The 16,760-nt window shown below is 63.7% G+C and carries 18 protein-coding genes; 13 read left to right on the forward strand and 5 right to left on the reverse strand.

Features of this window, described 5'->3' with window-relative positions:
- Positions 1 to 52 precede the first annotated feature (52 nt).
- The 9 genes from P4U43_RS00095 to P4U43_RS00135 all read left to right on the forward strand — a co-directional run bounded on the left by P4U43_RS00095 (position 53) and on the right by P4U43_RS00135 (position 6,485).
- Positions 53 to 1,330 carry an SAM-dependent methyltransferase gene (locus P4U43_RS00095; RefSeq protein ID WP_277356898.1) on the forward strand — a complete coding sequence of 426 codons (1,278 nt, stop codon included), beginning with the start codon at positions 53 to 55 and terminating at the stop codon, positions 1,328 to 1,330.
- A 23-nt stretch (positions 1,331 to 1,353) separates the two neighbouring features.
- Positions 1,354 to 2,598 (forward strand): metal-dependent hydrolase family protein, encoded by a 1,245-nt coding sequence (locus P4U43_RS00100; protein ID WP_277356899.1) that lies wholly within the window; start codon positions 1,354 to 1,356, stop codon positions 2,596 to 2,598.
- A gap of 111 nt (positions 2,599 to 2,709) precedes the next feature.
- Positions 2,710 to 4,083: a GAF domain-containing serine/threonine-protein kinase gene (locus tag P4U43_RS00105; RefSeq protein WP_277357076.1), complete on the forward strand. Its 1,374-nt coding sequence runs from the start codon at positions 2,710 to 2,712 to the stop codon at positions 4,081 to 4,083.
- 94 nt (positions 4,084 to 4,177) lie between these two features.
- Positions 4,178 to 4,384, forward strand: a complete 207-nt coding sequence (locus tag P4U43_RS00110; RefSeq protein WP_277356900.1) for a hypothetical protein — start codon at positions 4,178 to 4,180, stop codon at positions 4,382 to 4,384.
- A complete protein-coding gene (locus P4U43_RS00115) occupies positions 4,381 to 4,758 on the forward strand; it encodes a type II toxin-antitoxin system death-on-curing family toxin (protein ID WP_277356901.1) in 378 nt (125 codons plus the stop codon). The genes P4U43_RS00110 and P4U43_RS00115 overlap by 4 nt, the downstream gene beginning before the upstream one ends.
- 45 nt (positions 4,759 to 4,803) lie before the next feature.
- The gene (locus P4U43_RS00120) at positions 4,804 to 5,553 is read left to right on the forward strand and encodes a DUF3375 family protein (protein WP_277356902.1); all 750 of its coding nucleotides are present in this window, start codon (positions 4,804 to 4,806) and stop codon (positions 5,551 to 5,553) included.
- Positions 5,550 to 5,759: a PIN domain-containing protein gene (locus tag P4U43_RS00125; protein WP_277356903.1), complete on the forward strand. Its 210-nt coding sequence runs from the start codon at positions 5,550 to 5,552 to the stop codon at positions 5,757 to 5,759. Before P4U43_RS00120 ends, P4U43_RS00125 begins: the two co-directional genes overlap by 4 nt.
- 82 nt (positions 5,760 to 5,841) lie before the next feature.
- Complete coding sequence (locus P4U43_RS00130) at positions 5,842 to 6,087, forward strand: type II toxin-antitoxin system Phd/YefM family antitoxin (RefSeq protein ID WP_277356904.1); 246 nt, start codon at positions 5,842 to 5,844, stop codon at positions 6,085 to 6,087.
- Entirely contained in the window at positions 6,084 to 6,485 is a 402-nt protein-coding gene (locus P4U43_RS00135; RefSeq protein ID WP_277356905.1) for a type II toxin-antitoxin system VapC family toxin, read from the forward strand. The genes P4U43_RS00130 and P4U43_RS00135 overlap by 4 nt, the downstream gene beginning before the upstream one ends.
- 91 nt (positions 6,486 to 6,576) lie before the next feature.
- Here the strand turns inward: P4U43_RS00135 and P4U43_RS00140 are convergent, their stop codons facing one another.
- Positions 6,577 to 7,353 (reverse strand): formate/nitrite transporter family protein, encoded by a 777-nt coding sequence (locus P4U43_RS00140; protein ID WP_277356906.1) that lies wholly within the window; start codon positions 7,351 to 7,353, stop codon positions 6,577 to 6,579.
- 210 nt (positions 7,354 to 7,563) lie between these two features.
- Complete coding sequence (locus tag P4U43_RS00145; protein ID WP_277356907.1) at positions 7,564 to 9,372, reverse strand: bifunctional metallophosphatase/5'-nucleotidase; 1,809 nt, start codon at positions 9,370 to 9,372, stop codon at positions 7,564 to 7,566.
- A 108-nt stretch (positions 9,373 to 9,480) separates the two neighbouring features.
- Between P4U43_RS00145 and P4U43_RS00150 the strand changes: the two genes are divergently transcribed.
- Positions 9,481 to 9,816, forward strand: coding sequence for a hypothetical protein (locus P4U43_RS00150; RefSeq protein WP_277356908.1), 336 nt, complete (start codon positions 9,481 to 9,483; stop codon positions 9,814 to 9,816).
- A 13-nt stretch (positions 9,817 to 9,829) separates the two neighbouring features.
- On the opposite strand, the gene P4U43_RS00155 is transcribed toward P4U43_RS00150, so the two are convergent.
- The 3 genes from P4U43_RS00155 to P4U43_RS00165 form a co-directional block, all read right to left on the reverse strand.
- Positions 9,830 to 11,572 (reverse strand): hypothetical protein, encoded by a 1,743-nt coding sequence (locus P4U43_RS00155; RefSeq protein ID WP_277356909.1) that lies wholly within the window; start codon positions 11,570 to 11,572, stop codon positions 9,830 to 9,832.
- On the reverse strand, positions 11,569 to 11,709 hold the full coding sequence (locus P4U43_RS00160) for a hypothetical protein (RefSeq protein WP_277356910.1): 141 nt from the start codon (positions 11,707 to 11,709) through the stop codon (positions 11,569 to 11,571). The genes P4U43_RS00155 and P4U43_RS00160 overlap by 4 nt, the downstream gene beginning before the upstream one ends.
- A 187-nt stretch (positions 11,710 to 11,896) precedes the next feature.
- Positions 11,897 to 13,591 carry a ribonuclease J gene (locus P4U43_RS00165; protein WP_404800669.1) on the reverse strand — a complete coding sequence of 565 codons (1,695 nt, stop codon included), beginning with the start codon at positions 13,589 to 13,591 and terminating at the stop codon, positions 11,897 to 11,899.
- Between the two features lie 256 nt (positions 13,592 to 13,847).
- Here P4U43_RS00165 and P4U43_RS00170 point away from each other — a divergent pair, with 256 nt between their 5' ends.
- From P4U43_RS00170 to P4U43_RS00180, 3 genes are all read left to right on the forward strand, one after another.
- On the forward strand, positions 13,848 to 15,023 hold the full coding sequence (locus tag P4U43_RS00170) for an MFS transporter (protein WP_277356911.1): 1,176 nt from the start codon (positions 13,848 to 13,850) through the stop codon (positions 15,021 to 15,023).
- A 142-nt stretch (positions 15,024 to 15,165) separates the two neighbouring features.
- Positions 15,166 to 16,209, forward strand: a complete 1,044-nt coding sequence (locus tag P4U43_RS00175; RefSeq protein WP_277356912.1) for a Bug family tripartite tricarboxylate transporter substrate binding protein — start codon at positions 15,166 to 15,168, stop codon at positions 16,207 to 16,209.
- Positions 16,209 to 16,760 carry a tripartite tricarboxylate transporter TctB family protein gene (locus P4U43_RS00180; RefSeq protein WP_277356913.1) on the forward strand — a complete coding sequence of 184 codons (552 nt, stop codon included), beginning with the start codon at positions 16,209 to 16,211 and terminating at the stop codon, positions 16,758 to 16,760. Before P4U43_RS00175 ends, P4U43_RS00180 begins: the two co-directional genes overlap by 1 nt.

A 16,760-nucleotide genomic window follows, 5' to 3' on the forward strand; every position in this document is an offset into this window, starting at 1 on the left:
CGGGCTCCGAGACCTCTGGCACCGACGGGAAAACGGGAGTAGACAAGGGAGCATGGCGAAGAAAAAGGGAGTAGCGCCACGGTTGGCGGAAGCGCTGGGGATCATTCTGGGCACCGAGGAGATCCCGCTGAGGCTTCACGCGTGGGACGGTTCGGAGGCGGGTCCAGCGGGTGCTCCGGTCATCGAATTCCGCTCCCGCCGCGGGTTGCGCCGAATGCTCTGGTGTCCCAACCAGCTGGGCCTGAGCCGTGCCTACGTCGCCGGGGATATCGACGGCCCCGGCGACCTCTTCGAGAGCTTCTCGGCGATCAGCTCGGTGGGGAAATTCGCCGAGCTGAAAGCCTTCCGCCCGCCGACGCTCCGCGAGCGCTGGAAGCTGATCCGCACCGCCGTCCGGGTCGGCGCGCTGGGACTTCCGCCCGCGCCGCCGCCGGAGGAGATGAACGTCAGCAGAAAAGGCCGGCTGCATTCGAAGAAGCGGGACGCGGCTGCTGTTTCACACCATTACGACGTCGGCAACGACTTCTATGCGCTCGTCCTCGGTCCGTCGATGGTGTACTCCTGTGCGGTCTGGGCGGACGAAACCACCGGCCTGGACGCGGCCCAGGAAGCAAAACTTGATCTCGTGTGCCGCAAGCTCGGACTGCGGCAGGGCATGCGGGTGTTGGATGTGGGCTGTGGGTGGGGCAGCTTCGCGCTGCACGCAGCGCAAAACTATGGAGTCGACGTCGTCGGCATCACCCTCTCGAAAGAGCAGGCAGCGCTGGCACGGGAGCGGGCTACCGCCGTCGGGCTTTCTGACCGGATTGAGATCCGCGTTCAGGACTACCGCGACATCAACGACGGCCCGTTCGACGCGATCAGTTCCATCGGCATGGCGGAGCATGTGGGGCGGGAGCAGATCGGGCACTATGCATCGAAGCTGTACGGCCTGCTGCGGCCCGGCGGCCGGCTACTCAACCATGCAATCTCGTGGAATGCCGGTGAGATGCCGCCGGATCCTGACTCGTTCATCCCCCGCTACGTCTTCCCGGACGGCGAGATGCTGAGCCTCACCGTGATGCTGGGTGCGCTGGAATCGGCGGGGCTGGAAGTGCTCGACGTCGAAGCGCTGCGCCTGCACTACGGACTCACCCTGCGTGCCTGGGTGCGCAACCTCGAGGAGAACTGGGACGAGGCGGTCCGGCTCACCAGCGAGGGCAGGGCGCGGGTGTGGAGGCTGTATATGGCCTCGAGCGCGCTCGGGTTTGAGCGCGGGCTGAACGGCGTGAACCAGATCCTGGTGCAGCGGCCCGGCGGCGAGGATCCGCCGCTGCGGCGCGATTACTAACGCTTCGTTACTAGAGTGGCTGCATGACTTCTACTGCGACAGTTTTCCGCAATGGCCATGTGTTCGACGGCGAACGCTTCCTTCCCGAGCCCGCTGACGTTATTGTCCGGGGCACCACGATCGAAGCGGTGGGCCCGCGTGCTTCGAAAGCGGAACAGTACGACGGCGCGACGGTGGTCGACTGCACCGGGCGCACGGTGCTCCCCGGGATGATCGACCTGCACATCCACGCGACCACCTCCAACCCGGGTTCCATCCAGGCAGTGGCCGAGCCGTTCTCATTGCAGTTCTACGAATCGGTGCGGAACCTGGAGGCCACGCTGCGGGCGGGCATCACCACGGCGCGCGATGCCGGCGGCGCTGACCTCGGCGCCAAGCTGGCCATCGAGCAGGGCCTCGTGAAAGGGCCGAGGCTCCGACTGGCAATCAGCATCATGTCCCAGACCGGTGGTCACGGCGATTTCTGGCTGCCGTCAGGTGTGGACTCCCCTGCACTGGGGCCCCACCCCGGGCGGCCGAGCGGAATTGCCGACGGCGTCGAGGAGGTCCGGAAGGTCACCCGCCAACTGCTGCGGGCCGGGGCGGACCAGATCAAGATCTGCTCGACCGGCGGAGTGCTCTCCCCCACCACCGATCCGCGGCATTCGCAGTTCACTCCGGCGGAGATCGCCGTCATTGTTGAAGAAGCAGACCTGCAGGGCAAGTACGTCATGGCGCATGCGCAGGGCACCGCCGGTATCATCAACGCACTGCGGGCCGGCGTGCGGTCCATCGAGCACGGAATCTACCTCAACGATGAGGCGATCCAGCTGTTCCTGGACACCAACGCCTACCTGGTGCCGACCCTCGCTGCGCCCCGGGCGGTCATCCGCAAGGGAGAATCCGGGACCAGCGGCCTTCCACCGCAGGTCATCGACAAGGCCAAGCGGGTAGCCGAGGATCACCGTGCCTCCGTTGCCCGTGCTGTTGAGGCAGGTGTCCGGATCGCCATGGGCACGGACTCCGGTGTGGGGGTCCACGGGGAAAACCTTGAGGAGCTCGCCCTGATGGCAGACGCTGGCATGAGCCTCGAGCAGGTGCTGGCTGCAACTACGTCGGTTGCGGGTGAACTGATCACTCCGGAGCGCTCAGTGGGCCGGCTCGCTCCGGACTACCTGGCCGACGTCGTCGTTCTGAATGGTCGGTTGGAATCGGAAGGGCAGCTTCCGCGACTGCGCGAGATGATTGGGCAGGTCTACAAGGACGGCGAGCTGCAGTTTCCAGTCTGAGGAGGGCCCACAGCTTGACCTCGTCCCGGTAGAATTTTCGTGGCCAACACACAGCGACGATTTCCTCCTTTTCCGTCGCCCACTGATCATGTCGGTCAAGGAAGGTAAGTGATGGTTGAGGCGGCCGTGGACAGCACACCCGGACTCTTGTTCGGCGGACGGTACCGCTTGCTCGAACGGATAGGGGTCGGGGCCAAAGCCGCGGTCCACCGGGCACGGGATGAATTCCTCGCCCGGGACGTGGCGATCAAACTCATCCCCACCGATGTGCTGGACGAGCATCAGCAGCGGAGCAATGACGCTGAAGTCAAACTACTCGCACGGCTGAACCATCACAGCCTGATAGCCCTGCTCGACGCCGGAACCGACTTCAGCGATCCGGCGTCACCTTTTGTCTATCTGGTCATGGAACTGGTGCGGGGCCCTGACCTGCGGCACCGGATTGCGGAGGGAACCCTGCAGCTGCGCCAAACCGCGCAAATTGGGTGCGATCTCGCTGATGGTCTGGATTACATCCATAGCCAGTCGGTGGTTCACCGGGACGTCAAGCCGGCCAACGTCATGCTCTTTGATTACGGCACCAGGAACGCTCGGGTTCGCGCCAAGCTGACCGACTTCGGCATCGCAGCCCTGACCGGCACAAAGGGCGACGACGCGAGCTCACTGACAGGGACCGTCGCCTATATGAGTCCAGAGCAGGTCAAGGGCGAGAGTGTCGATGCCGCGAGCGATATCTATTCGCTCGGCCTCGTCCTCCTGCAGTGCATCACCGGCAAAATGGAGTTCCCGGGCCCGGTGGTGGAGAGCGCCGTGGTGAGACTATTCCGCGCGCCGGAAATTCCTGCGGACCTGGATCCTCAATGGGTGGCGCTGCTGACCGCGATGACATCGAGGGATCCTGCGGCGAGGCCCACCGCCCGCGAGGTCTCGATGGCGTTGTACGAACAGGCGGTCGCGGGCCGTTCCCGGCGTAAGCAGGCGGGTTCACTTGTGCCGGACAATGAAGAGGATCGGCTGGCTGCAGTTCGCCGTTACAACATTCTTGACACTCCGCCGGACGGCGCGTTTGACCGCATCACGTCCCTCGCCTCGCGGATCTTTTCGGTGCCAACGGCGATTGTCAGCGTTGTGGACCACGACCGCATCTGGTTCAAGTCCCACTACGGAACCGATGTGGAACAGCTCGACCGGGACCCGGGACTGTGCGCGTCGGCCATCCTGCAGGACGGCCCCTGGATTGTCGAAAATGCGCCAGCGGACCCCCGGGCGCTCAGCAACCCGCTAGTGGCCGGCGAGTTCGGTCTGAAGTTCTACGCAGGGGTTCCGCTGCGCACCCGGGACGGCTTCAACCTCGGAACGCTGTGCATCCTGGATACAGAGTCCCGTCAGTTCACTTCCGACGAGGTCGGCATGCTCGAGGACCTGGCCGGCATCGTCATGACTGACCTGGAGCTCCGGCTCGAGAGTCGTAGCGCACGGGCCTAGGCCTTCTGGAACGTGGTCGTCGCCAGTAACGCTGTCCTGGTCCCTGTCCGGAAAGCCTTTGAGGTGGGAGGTACCATTCCGGTACCGTGGACGGATGGCACTCAACATACGGCTCCCCAAGGATCTTGATCGCCAGCTCGACATAATCGCCTCGGAATCTCACATCTCGAAAAGCGCGCTCATTCTGCAAGGCGCCCAGCTCGTGATTGAGCGGCATGCACGCCGCAACGTCATCGACGCGTCTCTCGCATTCGTGAAGGCGCATGATGCGGAGTTGCTGGAACGACTCGCTGACGCGTGACGGCATATCTTGACATCGATGACGCTCTTTACATCATCGCGCAGTACGGCTTCCATGTCCGCGACGTTGGGATTCTTCAGTCGGCTCTTGCCCGGCCCGCGACAATCGCGGCGGGACAAGAAGCCTACCCTGCGTTAGCCAAAAAGGCGGCCGTTCTACTTGAATCAACTGCACGTAATCACGCCCTCATCGACGGCAACAAGAGAACTGCGTGGACGTTGATGGTGGTTTTTCTGGGACTCAACGGCTACCGGCATAACTTCCCGACAGATGTGGCCTTCGATCTGGTGGTCGGGGTAACAAGCGGAAGCATCACCAATGAACAGTCCACCGACCTCATCTCCGCTCACCTCATCGCAACGCCACGGACCTGACACGCGAACTGCGTTTCGTCGGCGCCGGGTTGTACCTTTGACGACGTGAGCACCCTCAGCACTGCATACGCAACCGATCGCCTGGCCAAGGAAAGTCCCGCCTGGTCCCTGCTGCGCGGACGCAACGCGGGCGCCGCCGTCGCGCTTTTGGGAACGCATCTCAGTGGAGAGGAAAGACGGCGTCCTGCGCCGGAGCTTTTCGAGTTGATCGACGCCGATTTGCAGGAGCTGCGTGACCACGGCTTCGAGCTCCCGCAGACCGCACAGGCGTATTGCTCGGAGTGGCGCAACGAGGGCGTCCTGATTCGCCGAGTCGCAGAAGAAGCCCGTGGTGAGACCTTCGAGCTCTCGCCCGGCGCGCTCATGGCCATTCAGTTTGTGTCCCAGCTTGCTGAGCCCCGCCAGGCAGTGACGGAGTCGCGGCTATCCAGCATCTTCGCCTCCTTGCGGCAGCTCGCCCGGGACACGGATCCCAGTTCCGCCTCGCGCCTGGAGGCTTTGCGTGCGGAGCAGGACCGCCTCACCGCGGAAATCGAACGAGTCCAGGCCGGCGACTTCGAGGTCCTGAGCGCAGACCGCGCGTTGGAACGGGCCACCGAACTGCTGCTACTCGCGGATGAGCTGCCCAGCGACTTCGCCCGGGTCCGCGGTGAGCTGGAAACCATCAACCGGCAGCTACGGGAGCGCCTCATCAGCCAGGAAGGTTCGCGGGGCACGGTTCTCGAGGACATCTTCCGCGGTGTGGACCACCTCTCGGAGTCCGACGCCGGCCGCAGCTTCAACCGGAGTTGGTGAACTCGGTAGCCGACTCGATCAACCTGGTCGACATAGCGCGTGCCGACCTCATGTATGCGGCCGCCCTCGCCGGTGGATTGAGGAGCGCAGACGCCATTCATCTTGCCACTGCCGTCCGGCTCGAGGCGGATTCGATGGTCGCCTACGACGCCGAACTTCTCGCCGCCGCGGCGGGCGCGGGACTCTCTACGCTCGCTCCTGACTGACCGCGGGAAGACATCGTCCTGAAATTCGAGCAGAGCCGCTCGCTCCGTAGCACTCCGTAGCATCGAGAGCTACAATAAGCTCATGAAGACCATCGCACAGCGAGAACTCCGCAACGACAACGCGAAAGTGATCGATGCAGTGCAGGCGGGGGAAACGTTCATCATCACGCGCAATGGTGAGCCGGTTGCTGAGTTGCGGCCCGCCCGGGTCAGTCGAAGTACGTTCGTCTCCCGTGAGGAACTGACGGCATTGGCGGTGTCCGGTGTGCGCATCGATCGGCATCAGTTTCGAGCCGATCTTGACCAGCAGATTGATCAGGGCCTGTGACCGCGACTCGCGGGTTGCTCGATACGTCGGTTGTCATCGATTGGCATGATCCTGCAGTGGCCCGCGCACTACCTGATGAGGTAGCAATTTCCGCGATCACAACGGCTGAGCTCACTGCTGGTCCCCATCTTGCTGCGACACCGGGCGAAGCGGCTAATCGACAGGCACGGCTGCAGGAGGTTGAAGCGAGGTTCGAACCGATCCCCTTCGACGGCACCGCCGCCCGCAGTTACGGACTGGTTGTTGCCGCAGTCGTCAGTGAAGGACGAAAGCCGCGAAGCCGATTCGCTGATCTCGTTATAGCAGCCACTGCCCATGCGCACGGTCTGGACCTCTACACCCGAAATGGTGCTGATTTCGCTGGGCTTGACCATCTGGTCCGGGTCATTTCAATCTGAGTCGTGTGTTGGCACACCGGTAATCGCACCGGAGTGATTGAGGATACCGCCGCAATACTCCGCACCGGCGGCCTCCAGGGACCAACAGCTGTTACTTGGCCTCCTTGGCCTGGGCGGTATGTGTCAGGGTCATGAGCAGGAGGCCACCGAGCAGGTTCCCGGCTGTTGCCAGGAGGACATTCCTCCCCACCTCCAGATAGGTCACGTCTGCGCCGAGCCACAATCCGGCGAGCAGGTGGAGCCCGGAGACAACCACGTGATCGAAAGCGCCGAGCGCGAGGAACACCCCGACCAGATACGCGAGCACAATGCGGCTGCCTGCGGAATCAACAGCGTGTAACAGGTAGGAAAGCAGCGTCAGCAGGGTACCGGCGGCAATGGCACGCATGAAGGTGGCCAGCCCGCCTTTCCCTGCGATTTCCTCCGCCACGGTCACCAGGACATCGTGTGCACCAGAGGGCAGCGCTCCCGGCACGACGAAGACGGCCGCCATCACCGCTCCGCCGAGCAGGTTGAGGAGCAGGATGAGCCCCCACAGCCGGAGCAGCCGCAACCAGGTTGATTTCTCGCGCCGGTCAATCGCCGTAGCCACCGGATCGAAGAAATTCTCAGAGAACAATTCGGAGCGACCGATGACGAGGAAAACCACTCCCATGCCGAAAGCCAACGCGCCGGCGAGTTTGGCCGGGCCCTCACCGAAGGCCGGCTCGATGAGGTGTTCCGCTATGGCAAGCGCGACGATCCCGAAAACGATCGTGACACCGGCAATGAAGCCGGTCGATACCTGCTCGAGCGGCGGCATGAAGAGCCGTCGCTCACCCTCGTTTTTGGCCCGGTTGTAGATTTCCTTCGGTGCAAGATCGCTCACAGGCCATTCCTCTTCCCCGCGGTTAGAAGGCGGCAACTCATTTTTGCGTTCCTTTCCTGTTGCCAGGTCGGATGTATTCCACGCTACCCACTTGCCAGAACGCAGGCCAAGGGCAGCTCCGCGCGTTCGTCATCGGAAAACGGACCCGGTCACGACGCAGCAGGGCACGGGACCAAGAGGCCCGTGCCCTGCTGTTTCCTGCGGGAACTGCTAGTTGAAGACAGGCTCGCCCTCGCGGGTGAGCTGCCAGTTCTCCGCGAAGAAGTTCGTCGGGTCGATCGCGCCCTGGGCAATCAGGTAGTCGATGAGTAGCTGCCGGATCTCGGTCTGTTGGTTCACGAGCACCGGCGCCGTGGCGATATGCGGGAAGTTGCCTCCGCCGGACTGCCGGTAGTTGTTCGTAGCCACAGCGAATCGCTGCGCGGGATCGATCGGTGCGCCGTCATAGCTGAGGTTCACGATGCGCTCCCCCACGGGCTTGCTGATGTCGATGCTGTAGGAGACGCCGGACATCATGTCGTAGTTGTAGTCCGGAGTGCCGCCCGCGTTGGTCAGCGTGGCGGGATCAACCGGAGCACCGGGTGCGGTCTGGTTGAAGTACTTCGCCGAGTACTCGAGGTAGTCCTTGATCTGCGCACCGGTCATTTCAACACCGAAGAGCGTGTTCGGGAAGACATACAGCCCGGCCATGTCGCGGATGGTCACGGGCCCCTCAGGAATCACGGCGGCCCGGTTGAACGGCGCAACAATCGACAGGACCGGAAGGTCCGCGTTGGCGGTTCCCTCCAGTGCCCGGTCCACGGCGTCCGCCTGCACCTTGTTCACGAAGTCCATGACGGCGGTGTCCCTGTAGCGGGACTCTGCAGCGGACATGGTCTCCGTGGCGGTACCGATCGCAGTGTTCACATAGTCGACGACCTGCCGGTGCTGGTCGGCGACCAGCGCTGAAATCTCCGGGTCGGCAGGAACGGTGTTCGCGTTCAGCAGCTCCGAGTTCGCAGAAACGACGTCCCACTGCCCGCGCACCTTGATCAGCTCGAAGTCCATGACGGAGAGCCGCTGGCCCCACTGCTTGGGTTCGGTGAGGAGCACCTGCTCGCCGGTCTCCTTGTTGGTGATGAAGCGCTCCGCAATCTCGCGGTGCTCGTGGCCGGCCAGGATGGCGTCGATCCCGGGCACTTCCTCCGCGAGAAGCGTCGAAGCGTTCTCGACCGGCAGGTCTTCCCCGTAGGACGAAGTGCCCGACGGCCCCGAGTGCGAACTGACAACAACGACGTCGGCGCCCGCCGCCTTCATCTCGGGAACGTACTTCTCGGCCTGCTCAACCATGTCGAGGAAACGCAGTTCCCCCTCGACATTGTTCTTGTCCCAGATGGCGCTGCCCGGGGTGGTGAGGCCGAGGATGCCGACCCGGATGGGCTTCTGCCCCTTCAGCTTGACCGTCTCGATGACGTAGGGAGTGAAGGCATCTTCGCCGGTCTCCCAGTCCTTCACGTTGGCGCCGAGAAGCGGGAAGTCGAGCTGCTCCTCGTACGCGCGCAGCAGCGGCAGCCCGTAGTTGAACTCGTGGTTGCCGAGCGTGGTGGCGTCATAACCCAAAGCGTTCATGGCGGCAGCCATAGGGTGCAGCTCACCGGTCTCATCGATGGGCTCAACGTTGGCGTAGTAGTCCGTCAGTGCGGTGCCCTGGATGGTGTCGCCGTTGTCGATGAGGAGGGTGGACTCCTCACCGCGGTCCGCACGGACCTGCTTGACCAGGCTGGAAATCTTGGCGAGGCCGACATCGTTGGAGGCGGCGTCGTCGTACTCCGCGTTGGTGAAGTAGTCCCAGTTCTCAATGTAACCGTGGAGATCGCTGGTACCCATCACCGTGATGGTGGCCGTCTTGCCGTTGGAACCCTTGATGGTGGTATTGCCGGGTGCGGCGGTTGCTGCCGGTGCGAGCGTCAATGCTGCGGCACAGCTGAGCGCGACGGCCGTGATGGCACGGCGAGGCCCTCTGTTGAAAGTGTGGAACACGTGAAACCAACTCCCTGTCGTAATGCGGTGACAGCAGGCTACCCGTGACCGGTGACACTTTGGGAACATCGTGCCCTGATTCGGGTGAACAAGCCGTTGACATGGCCAGTGAAACGAGGACGATCAGAGGTACACACCGGCTCAGCGACGGAGGACACCATGGACATCAATGACAGTGGGCATGTACCGTTCCAGGTTGAGTTGGTGCCCGATTCCGAAGACCCGGCCCTGCGCATTCCGGGCGCGGTTGCTGCTGCCGCTATTGCCCCCAATGCGGTGCTTGCGTTCATGACAGCCGACGACGACGCCTCCCCCTACAGCGATCCAACCGCCTTGCGCACGGGAGACTCCGGCCAGACCTATACGGGTGTCGCGCAACCCGGCCCGGAGATCGACTTCGCCGGGTCCTTTGACGCGGGTTTCGCGGACGGCGGCGGCGAGTAAGGCCGAGATTGAGTCACACCGGACGGAGGTGTCCGCCCCGCCCCTCGCTCGCACCGAGGGTTGCCAGCGACGCGACGTAGCCCAGGGCATGCACGGCGTCGGAACCGGCTCCGTCGGTCAGGGGCCGGAGCCTGGCAGCGTCGACATGCCCGGACAGTGCTCCCTGCAACTGAGCGAGGATCTCCAACCGGTTCAGGCCCTTTGACTGCAACCGCACGGCGGCTTCCCAGACCTGCGGCGGGTCGTTGTGCCACAACTGCGAAATCACCAGCTCGCGCAGTGCGGCGTCCCATACGGGTGAGCCATCCGGTTCACCGCTCCGGGGATACTCCTTCTTCCCCACACCATGGAGTTCCTCCAGTTCGCCGAGCACCAGCAGCCGTAGCTCGTCGGCCCTGTTGGCGTTCAGCTGCGGGTAATCTTCCCCACCAATCCGGGTACCGAAGTAGGGCATGGCAAACTGCCGGCGCCCAATGGCGTCCTGCGCTTCCTCCATCGTGTCCATATCCAAACCTTCGAGGAACACCATGCTCGGTGACGTGAGCTCCTCGCCGTCCTCAACCAGATCGGCCACCGAATCAAGGGTTGTCGCTGCTGCATGCTGCACCAGTTCGATCGCCAGCGCCGGAAGCTGCTGACGCTTCCCACACCAGGCAATCCACGACTCAAGGAACAGCGGAAGCGCCTCTCGCTCCTCGTCATCGAGCATCACCTTGCGCGGCAGGAACCAGCCGGTGAAGCTGCTGATTTTCGGAGGGCTGACGCGGAGGAGGCGGCCGTCGTCGTAATTGCGTCCGTACATGATCGCAAGCTCGGCGAGCCGCGCGAACTCCTCTTCATAGTCACGGACCGCGTGGTCGGTCGGGTCCTTCTGCAGATCCGCCAGGAACTCAGCGACCAGCCGTTCGTTCTCCGCTTCGTCCCTTTCGAACTGGGACAGTTCCTCGGCTTCAGTCGGAATGCGGCGGTCGGCGAGGTCGACGACGTCGCTACCCGGCAGCGCACGCAGCCGGCTCAGTGCCAGCGAACGGTTCGCTGCATACTCCGGCGCCAGGTCGGAATCGCTTGTGATGTCGGTGGCGTCAATCGCAGCGATGCCCATAGCCCGCACCTCGGTCAGCGATGCAGTTTCAATCTGCATCAGGCCGTCCATATGCCCTGCGAACCGTTCCCTGTCCTTGACAAGTTTGCGTGCGCTTTCGTCGAACGTCAGGCTGGTGGCGTAACCGCCCATGTGGTTGGTGTCGATCGTCATGGCCATGCCGTGCTTGCGGCGTCCGGTGCGGAACTCGATCACCAGTTCGATGGAATCACCGAAAACATCCGTCAGCATCCACGCTTCCGTGGCCTCAAGCTTTCGCAGGGGCGCAAGCCACGCCGGCGGCGCTACGCCTGCATCCATCAGGCGCTGGGCGGCCGCGGCGGCTTCCGCGTCAGCTGGTGGATCAGCGACTTGCGCAAGCGCCCATAGCATCGAGGCAGCTGCAGCATCCCGCTGGCGTTCGACGTAGCGCACCCAGTCGCCGAACATCTCGGCATCGATTCCAGGACCCAGATTCGTGGTCTGATGCATGACGGAGTACAGCTCCGATGCAATCAGCTCACTGTGCAGGGAAGACGTATGATCCGCTTCCGCTGCAAATACCGGCACGACGGTGCGGTAGACGTCCGCGATGGGGTTGCTGGGTGGGCCGGTCCTGCGGTTCTTGTTTCTGGCCGCCGACTTGGGCTTGCGTGTACGGCTTTTCGGGCTCATCTTTCGATGATGCCATCTTTGCTCACGGCCGCTGATTCGATGGCGCTCTGCATCTCGTCCAAGGAATGCGGCTCTTGATCGGGTCGATGAAACACGCCTTCAAGCGACTTGAGCGACGCGCCGACCGGTTCCATCACGCATCGACCGTCCGGCATGAACCGGAAATCGATCCTGGAACCCTTGCCCGATGGCGAGCCGCTGACGCACCTCAAGCGGTATTGTCACCCGCCCGCTGCTGGAGACTCGTGCGGTTGTCATGACTCGAACTTACTGCCGATCCCATCGTCAGGGAACCGGCAGTAAGACCGAGCGATCAACCGGAACTCAGGCGTCGACGATGATGACCGTCACCACGGGCTTCCGCCGCAGCGACCGGTCGGACCAGCGGACCAGACCTTCGGCTATGGCACGCTCCGCATCGGGGCCGGTCTTTTCGCCCTTAAGCTGAGCGAGCGTCTTCTCGACAATGTCGGTCGCCTTGTCCAGCTCGCCGTCCTTCGGAGCCCAGCCGACGGGGAAGAACTCGGGGTCCTCCTCCAGCTTTCCGGTGTCCGGGTTGACGATGGCCAGCACGGTGAGCGCGCCGTCTTCGGCCAGGCGGATGCGGTCCTGCAGCGACTCCTCGGTTGCGGCACCGGCCACCATGTTCTCCACGTATACGTAGTCGGCGGTGACCTTGCCGGTCACGCGGGCCACACCGTCCTTGAGGTCAATGGTGGTGCCGTCCTCGACCACGAGGGCCTTCTTCGGGTCCACGCCGGTCCGGATGGCCAGCTCAGCGTTGGCTTTCAGGTGGCGGTGCTCACCGTGCACCGGCATGACGTTGCGCGGGCGTACGAGGTTGTAGCAGTAGACCAGTTCACCGGCGCTGGCGTGGCCGGAGACGTGGACCTTCGCGTTGCCCTTGTGCACCACGTTGGCGCCGAGCTTGGTGAGGTCGTTGATGAGCCGGTAGATGGAGGTCTCGTTGCCCGGGATGAGCGAGCTGGCCAGGAGCACGGTGTCGCCCTGCGTGAGGTCGATCATGTGGTCCTGGCTCGCCATGCGCGCCAGGGCGGCCATCGGCTCACCCTGCGAGCCGGTGCAGATGATGACGGCCTTTTTGGGGTCCATCTTGTCGAGTTCCTTGAAGTCCACCAGCGTGCCGCGCGGGATGTTCAGGTAGCCGAGTTCGCGTGCGGTCTTCATGTTGCGCACCATGGAGCGGCCCACGAAGGCCACCTTCCGGTGGTACAGGTGCGCGGCGTCGATAACCTGCTGGATGCGGTGGATGTGGCTGGCGAAGCTGGAGACGATGATGCGGCGCGGAGCGGTGCGCATCACCTCGTCGATGGCGGGCGCCAGGTCCTGTTCGGAGATCTGGAAGCCGGGGACGTCGGCGTTGGTGGAGTCGGGCAGGAACAGGTCCACGCCTTCCTCGCCGAGGCGTGCAAAGCCGGCGAGGTCGGTGATCCGGCCGTCCAGAGGGAACTGGTCCATCTTGAAGTCGCCCGTGGCGAGGACCAGGCCGGCGCTGGTGCGGATGGCAACGGCCAGTCCGTCCGGAATGGAGTGGTTGACGGCGAGGAACTCGAGATCGAAGGGCCCGAACTTCTTGCGGTCCCCCTCCTTGACCTGCACGGTCTTGGCGGTGATGCGGTGTTCCTGCAGCTTGGTCTTGATGAACGCCAGCGTCAGCTTCGCCGAGATGATGGGGATGTCGGCGCGTTCGCGCAGCAGGTACGGAACGGCGCCGATGTGGTCTTCGTGTCCGTGCGTGAGAACCAGGCCTACGATGTCATCGAGGCGGTCCCGCAGGTAGGAGAAGTCGGGCAGGATGAGGTCCACGCCCGGGTGGTGTTCCTCGGGGAAGAGGACGCCGCAGTCGACGATCAGCAGTTTCCCGCCGAACTCGAACACGGTCATGTTGCGGCCGATCTCCTCCAGACCGCCCAGCGCGACGATGCGCATGGCGCCCCGGTCAAGCTTGGGTGGTGTCTGGCCTGCTCGTGGTGAGGAGTGGCGTGAAGTCCTGGTCATGGGATCCGATCTCTGTGACGGGCGGCAACCCGGAGCTCAAATACCGGCGGTAAGGTGCTTCGTGGCGGCAACGCCCTGCTGGGCCGTAACCCATGCTGGATCAGCGGTGGGGACGGCATTACTTTGTACCGACTTTATCAGCAGGACCGGGAAACTTCGGGCCCGGACGCCCCCGGCGTCGGCACGCCGCCGTAGTAGAAGCCGCAGTGGAAGCAGTGAAATGCTTCCCATCCCTGCGCCCCTGTAGATTACGACCATGCGCAGTTGGCCGTGGACGCTCCTGTTTCACGCCCTTTTCCTGCAGCTCGCCGCGTACATAGTGCGCCCTGCCGCCGCCTACCGCGCGCTGGAACTGGGGCTGGAGCCGGCATTCCTGGGACTCATCGCAGCGAGCTTCGCCGTTGTGCCGCTGCTGGTAGCAGCACTGGTGGGCAGGGCAACCGACCGCGGCAGGGAAGCTCCGGTCCTGGTGAGCGGCGCACTTATGATGGTGGCTGCTGCGCTGGGCCTCTTCCTTTGGTCTTCGTCCCTCGCACTTCTCCTCTTCTGGAATGTGGTCCTTGGTCTCGGCCACCTTCTGAGCGTCATCGGTCAGCAGAGCAGGGTGGCGCGGGGCGACCCAGCCAAACTCGATTCCGCGTTCGGCCTCTATACTTTCGCTGGATCAGCCGGACAGGTAGCGGGCCCGATGTTCATCGTTGCGTTCGGCGGCGGCCGGCTTGTTCCGGATACCCAAGCTCTCTTCGGCGCATGTGCAGCCTCCAGCATCCTGATGCTGATCCTCACCGCCGGCCTGGTGCGCAGCAGACCGGCGTTCCCCCCTGCCGATTCCTCAGCCCCTGCCAACTTCAGGCAGGCCATTTCTAGGGCGGGCCCGGACGCACGCCGCCAATTGCTGGGAGCGATGTTGGTGAGCATGATGGTCCTTGGGGCCGTGGACCTCATCGCCGTGTACCTACCCGCGCTGGGTGTGGAGCGCGGGATTCCAGCCGCCGCGGTTGGGCTCCTGCTCGCGCTCCGGGCCGTCGCCACGATGGCATCCCGGCTCTTCCTCGGCGTCATGGTCAGGAGCATCGGGCGTGCCGAGCTGATCGCCGTGTCAACAGCGTTGTCCGCGCTGACCGTGGGAGTGCTTGCCGTGCCGCTGCCCGTGCCGGCGATGGGTGCTGTGCTGGTGCTGGCCGGCGTCGCCCTCGGCATTGGGCAGCCCCTCACGATGACGGTGATTTCGCTGGCGTCGCCTCCCGGTACGCGCGGTACCTGGCTGGCCCTGCGGCTCAGCGCCAACCGGTTCGGTCAGTCGGCCATCCCTGCTGCGGTAGGGCTGGTAGCCGCCGCTACCGGCGTCGGCGGTGTCTTTGGAGCGGCCGCGGGCGGGCTTGCGCTGGTTGCAGGAATGTCCTGGTGGCAATTACGACGGCGGAATGGTTGAGACGCGGTGTCCCATACCGTTCGTGACGGTCCCGGAATTGCTCCCGAATCGATGCTTGCGGCTGTGTACACGCTTTTGGCTGACTGATAGAACTGAATCACCCGTGGAGTCAGGCATAACGCAAAGAACAGGGATGATTTCAATGACGATTTCAAAATTCAGTTGGTCCAGGCACGCCCAGTCCGTCCGGTGGGGCGTCCCGCTGGCCGTCTCATTACTGGTACTGACCGGTTGTGGCGGTGACTCCGGAGGCGGGGGCGACTCGGGAGGCGGCGACGCCGCGGAGGAATACCCCACCGCGGCCATTGAAATCATGGCTCCCGCTGATCCCGGCGGCGGTTATGACCAGACGGCCCGTTCCATCGGCCGTGCTCTCGACGAGGGCGGGGTCATCGACACCGGCGCTGAGGTCTACAACGTGCCGGGCGCCTCAGGAACAGCGGGGCTTACCCAGTTCGTGGGGGAGAACGCCGGTGATCCGCACCAGCTCATGGTGATCGGAAAGATCCTCGTCGGCGCGATCGAGCAGACCGATTCACAGGTCAGCCTGGAAGACGTTACCCCCATCGCGCGGCTGACTGCCGAGTACGACGCGATCGTGGTACCCACCGATTCCGAGTACGAAACTCTCGAACAACTCATGGACGCCTTCGAAGCGGATCCGGGCGCGGTCGCCTGGGGCGGCGGTTCAGTTGGCGGCGTGGACCAGATCCTCGTTGCGCAGCTCGCGGACGCCGTAGGTATCGATCCGGCGGAGATCAACTACATTCCGTACTCCGGCGGCGGCGAATTGACACCGGCCATCCTGTCCGGAGACGTGACTGCGGCGGCGTCCGGGCTCGCCGAATTCCAGGACCAGATCGACGCCGGTGAAATGCGGCTTCTTGCGGTCTCCAGTGAGGAACCGATTGAAGGCATCGACGCTCCTACCATCATCGATGCCGGGTATGACGTGTCGATCGCGAACTGGCGCGGGGTTGTCGCTCCCCCGGAGATCTCGGATGAGCAACGCGAGGCCGTTGTGGCGATGATCGAGGAGATGCATGACACGCCGGAGTGGCAGGAGGCCCTGGAGACAAACAACTGGGAGGACTTCCTGTTGACCGGCGAGGAATTCGGTGAATACATCGGATCCGAGAAGGAGAACATCACCAAGACGCTGACGGACCTCGGAATCCTCGGCTGATGTCTGTTCCCGACTCCGGGTCTTCCCCGCCAGCCGGGCCCCATGGTGGATCGCATGCGGTCATCAGGCCAGGGGCGGGGAAGCTCGGAATCCGGATCACCGCCGTCGTCATTCTTTTGGGTGCCGCGGTGGTGCTCTTCGACGCCATCCGGGTCTCCATCGATGGCGGCTTCGGCCCGCAGCAGCCCGGCTTTTTCCCCATAATCGTCGGAATCGGGTTGGTGTGTTTCGGGCTGGCCTTCCTGGTCCGTGCCACGCTGAAGCCTGACCGCGCTCTGGAGGAACAGGCTGCCGCGGAGCATACGGATACGCACTGGCGCACGCTGTGGATTGTGATTGTGGCGCTGGTGGCCTACGCAGCCCTGCTGAACACGTTGGGTTACCTGATTGCCACGACCATCTTCTTCGTAGGGATCGCCTGGGTAGCGGGAAGCCGCAAGGTGGTCCGCGACGTCATTATTGCGGTCTTGTTCTCAGCGGCCATCTACTTCGGCTTCACTGAACTGCTGGGCGTGCGGTTGCCCGGCGGACTACTGGAATCGGTGCTCTGA

It is taken from the genome of Arthrobacter vasquezii (assembly GCF_029455255.1).
Classification (GTDB): domain Bacteria; phylum Actinomycetota; class Actinomycetes; order Actinomycetales; family Micrococcaceae; genus Arthrobacter_D; species Arthrobacter_D parietis.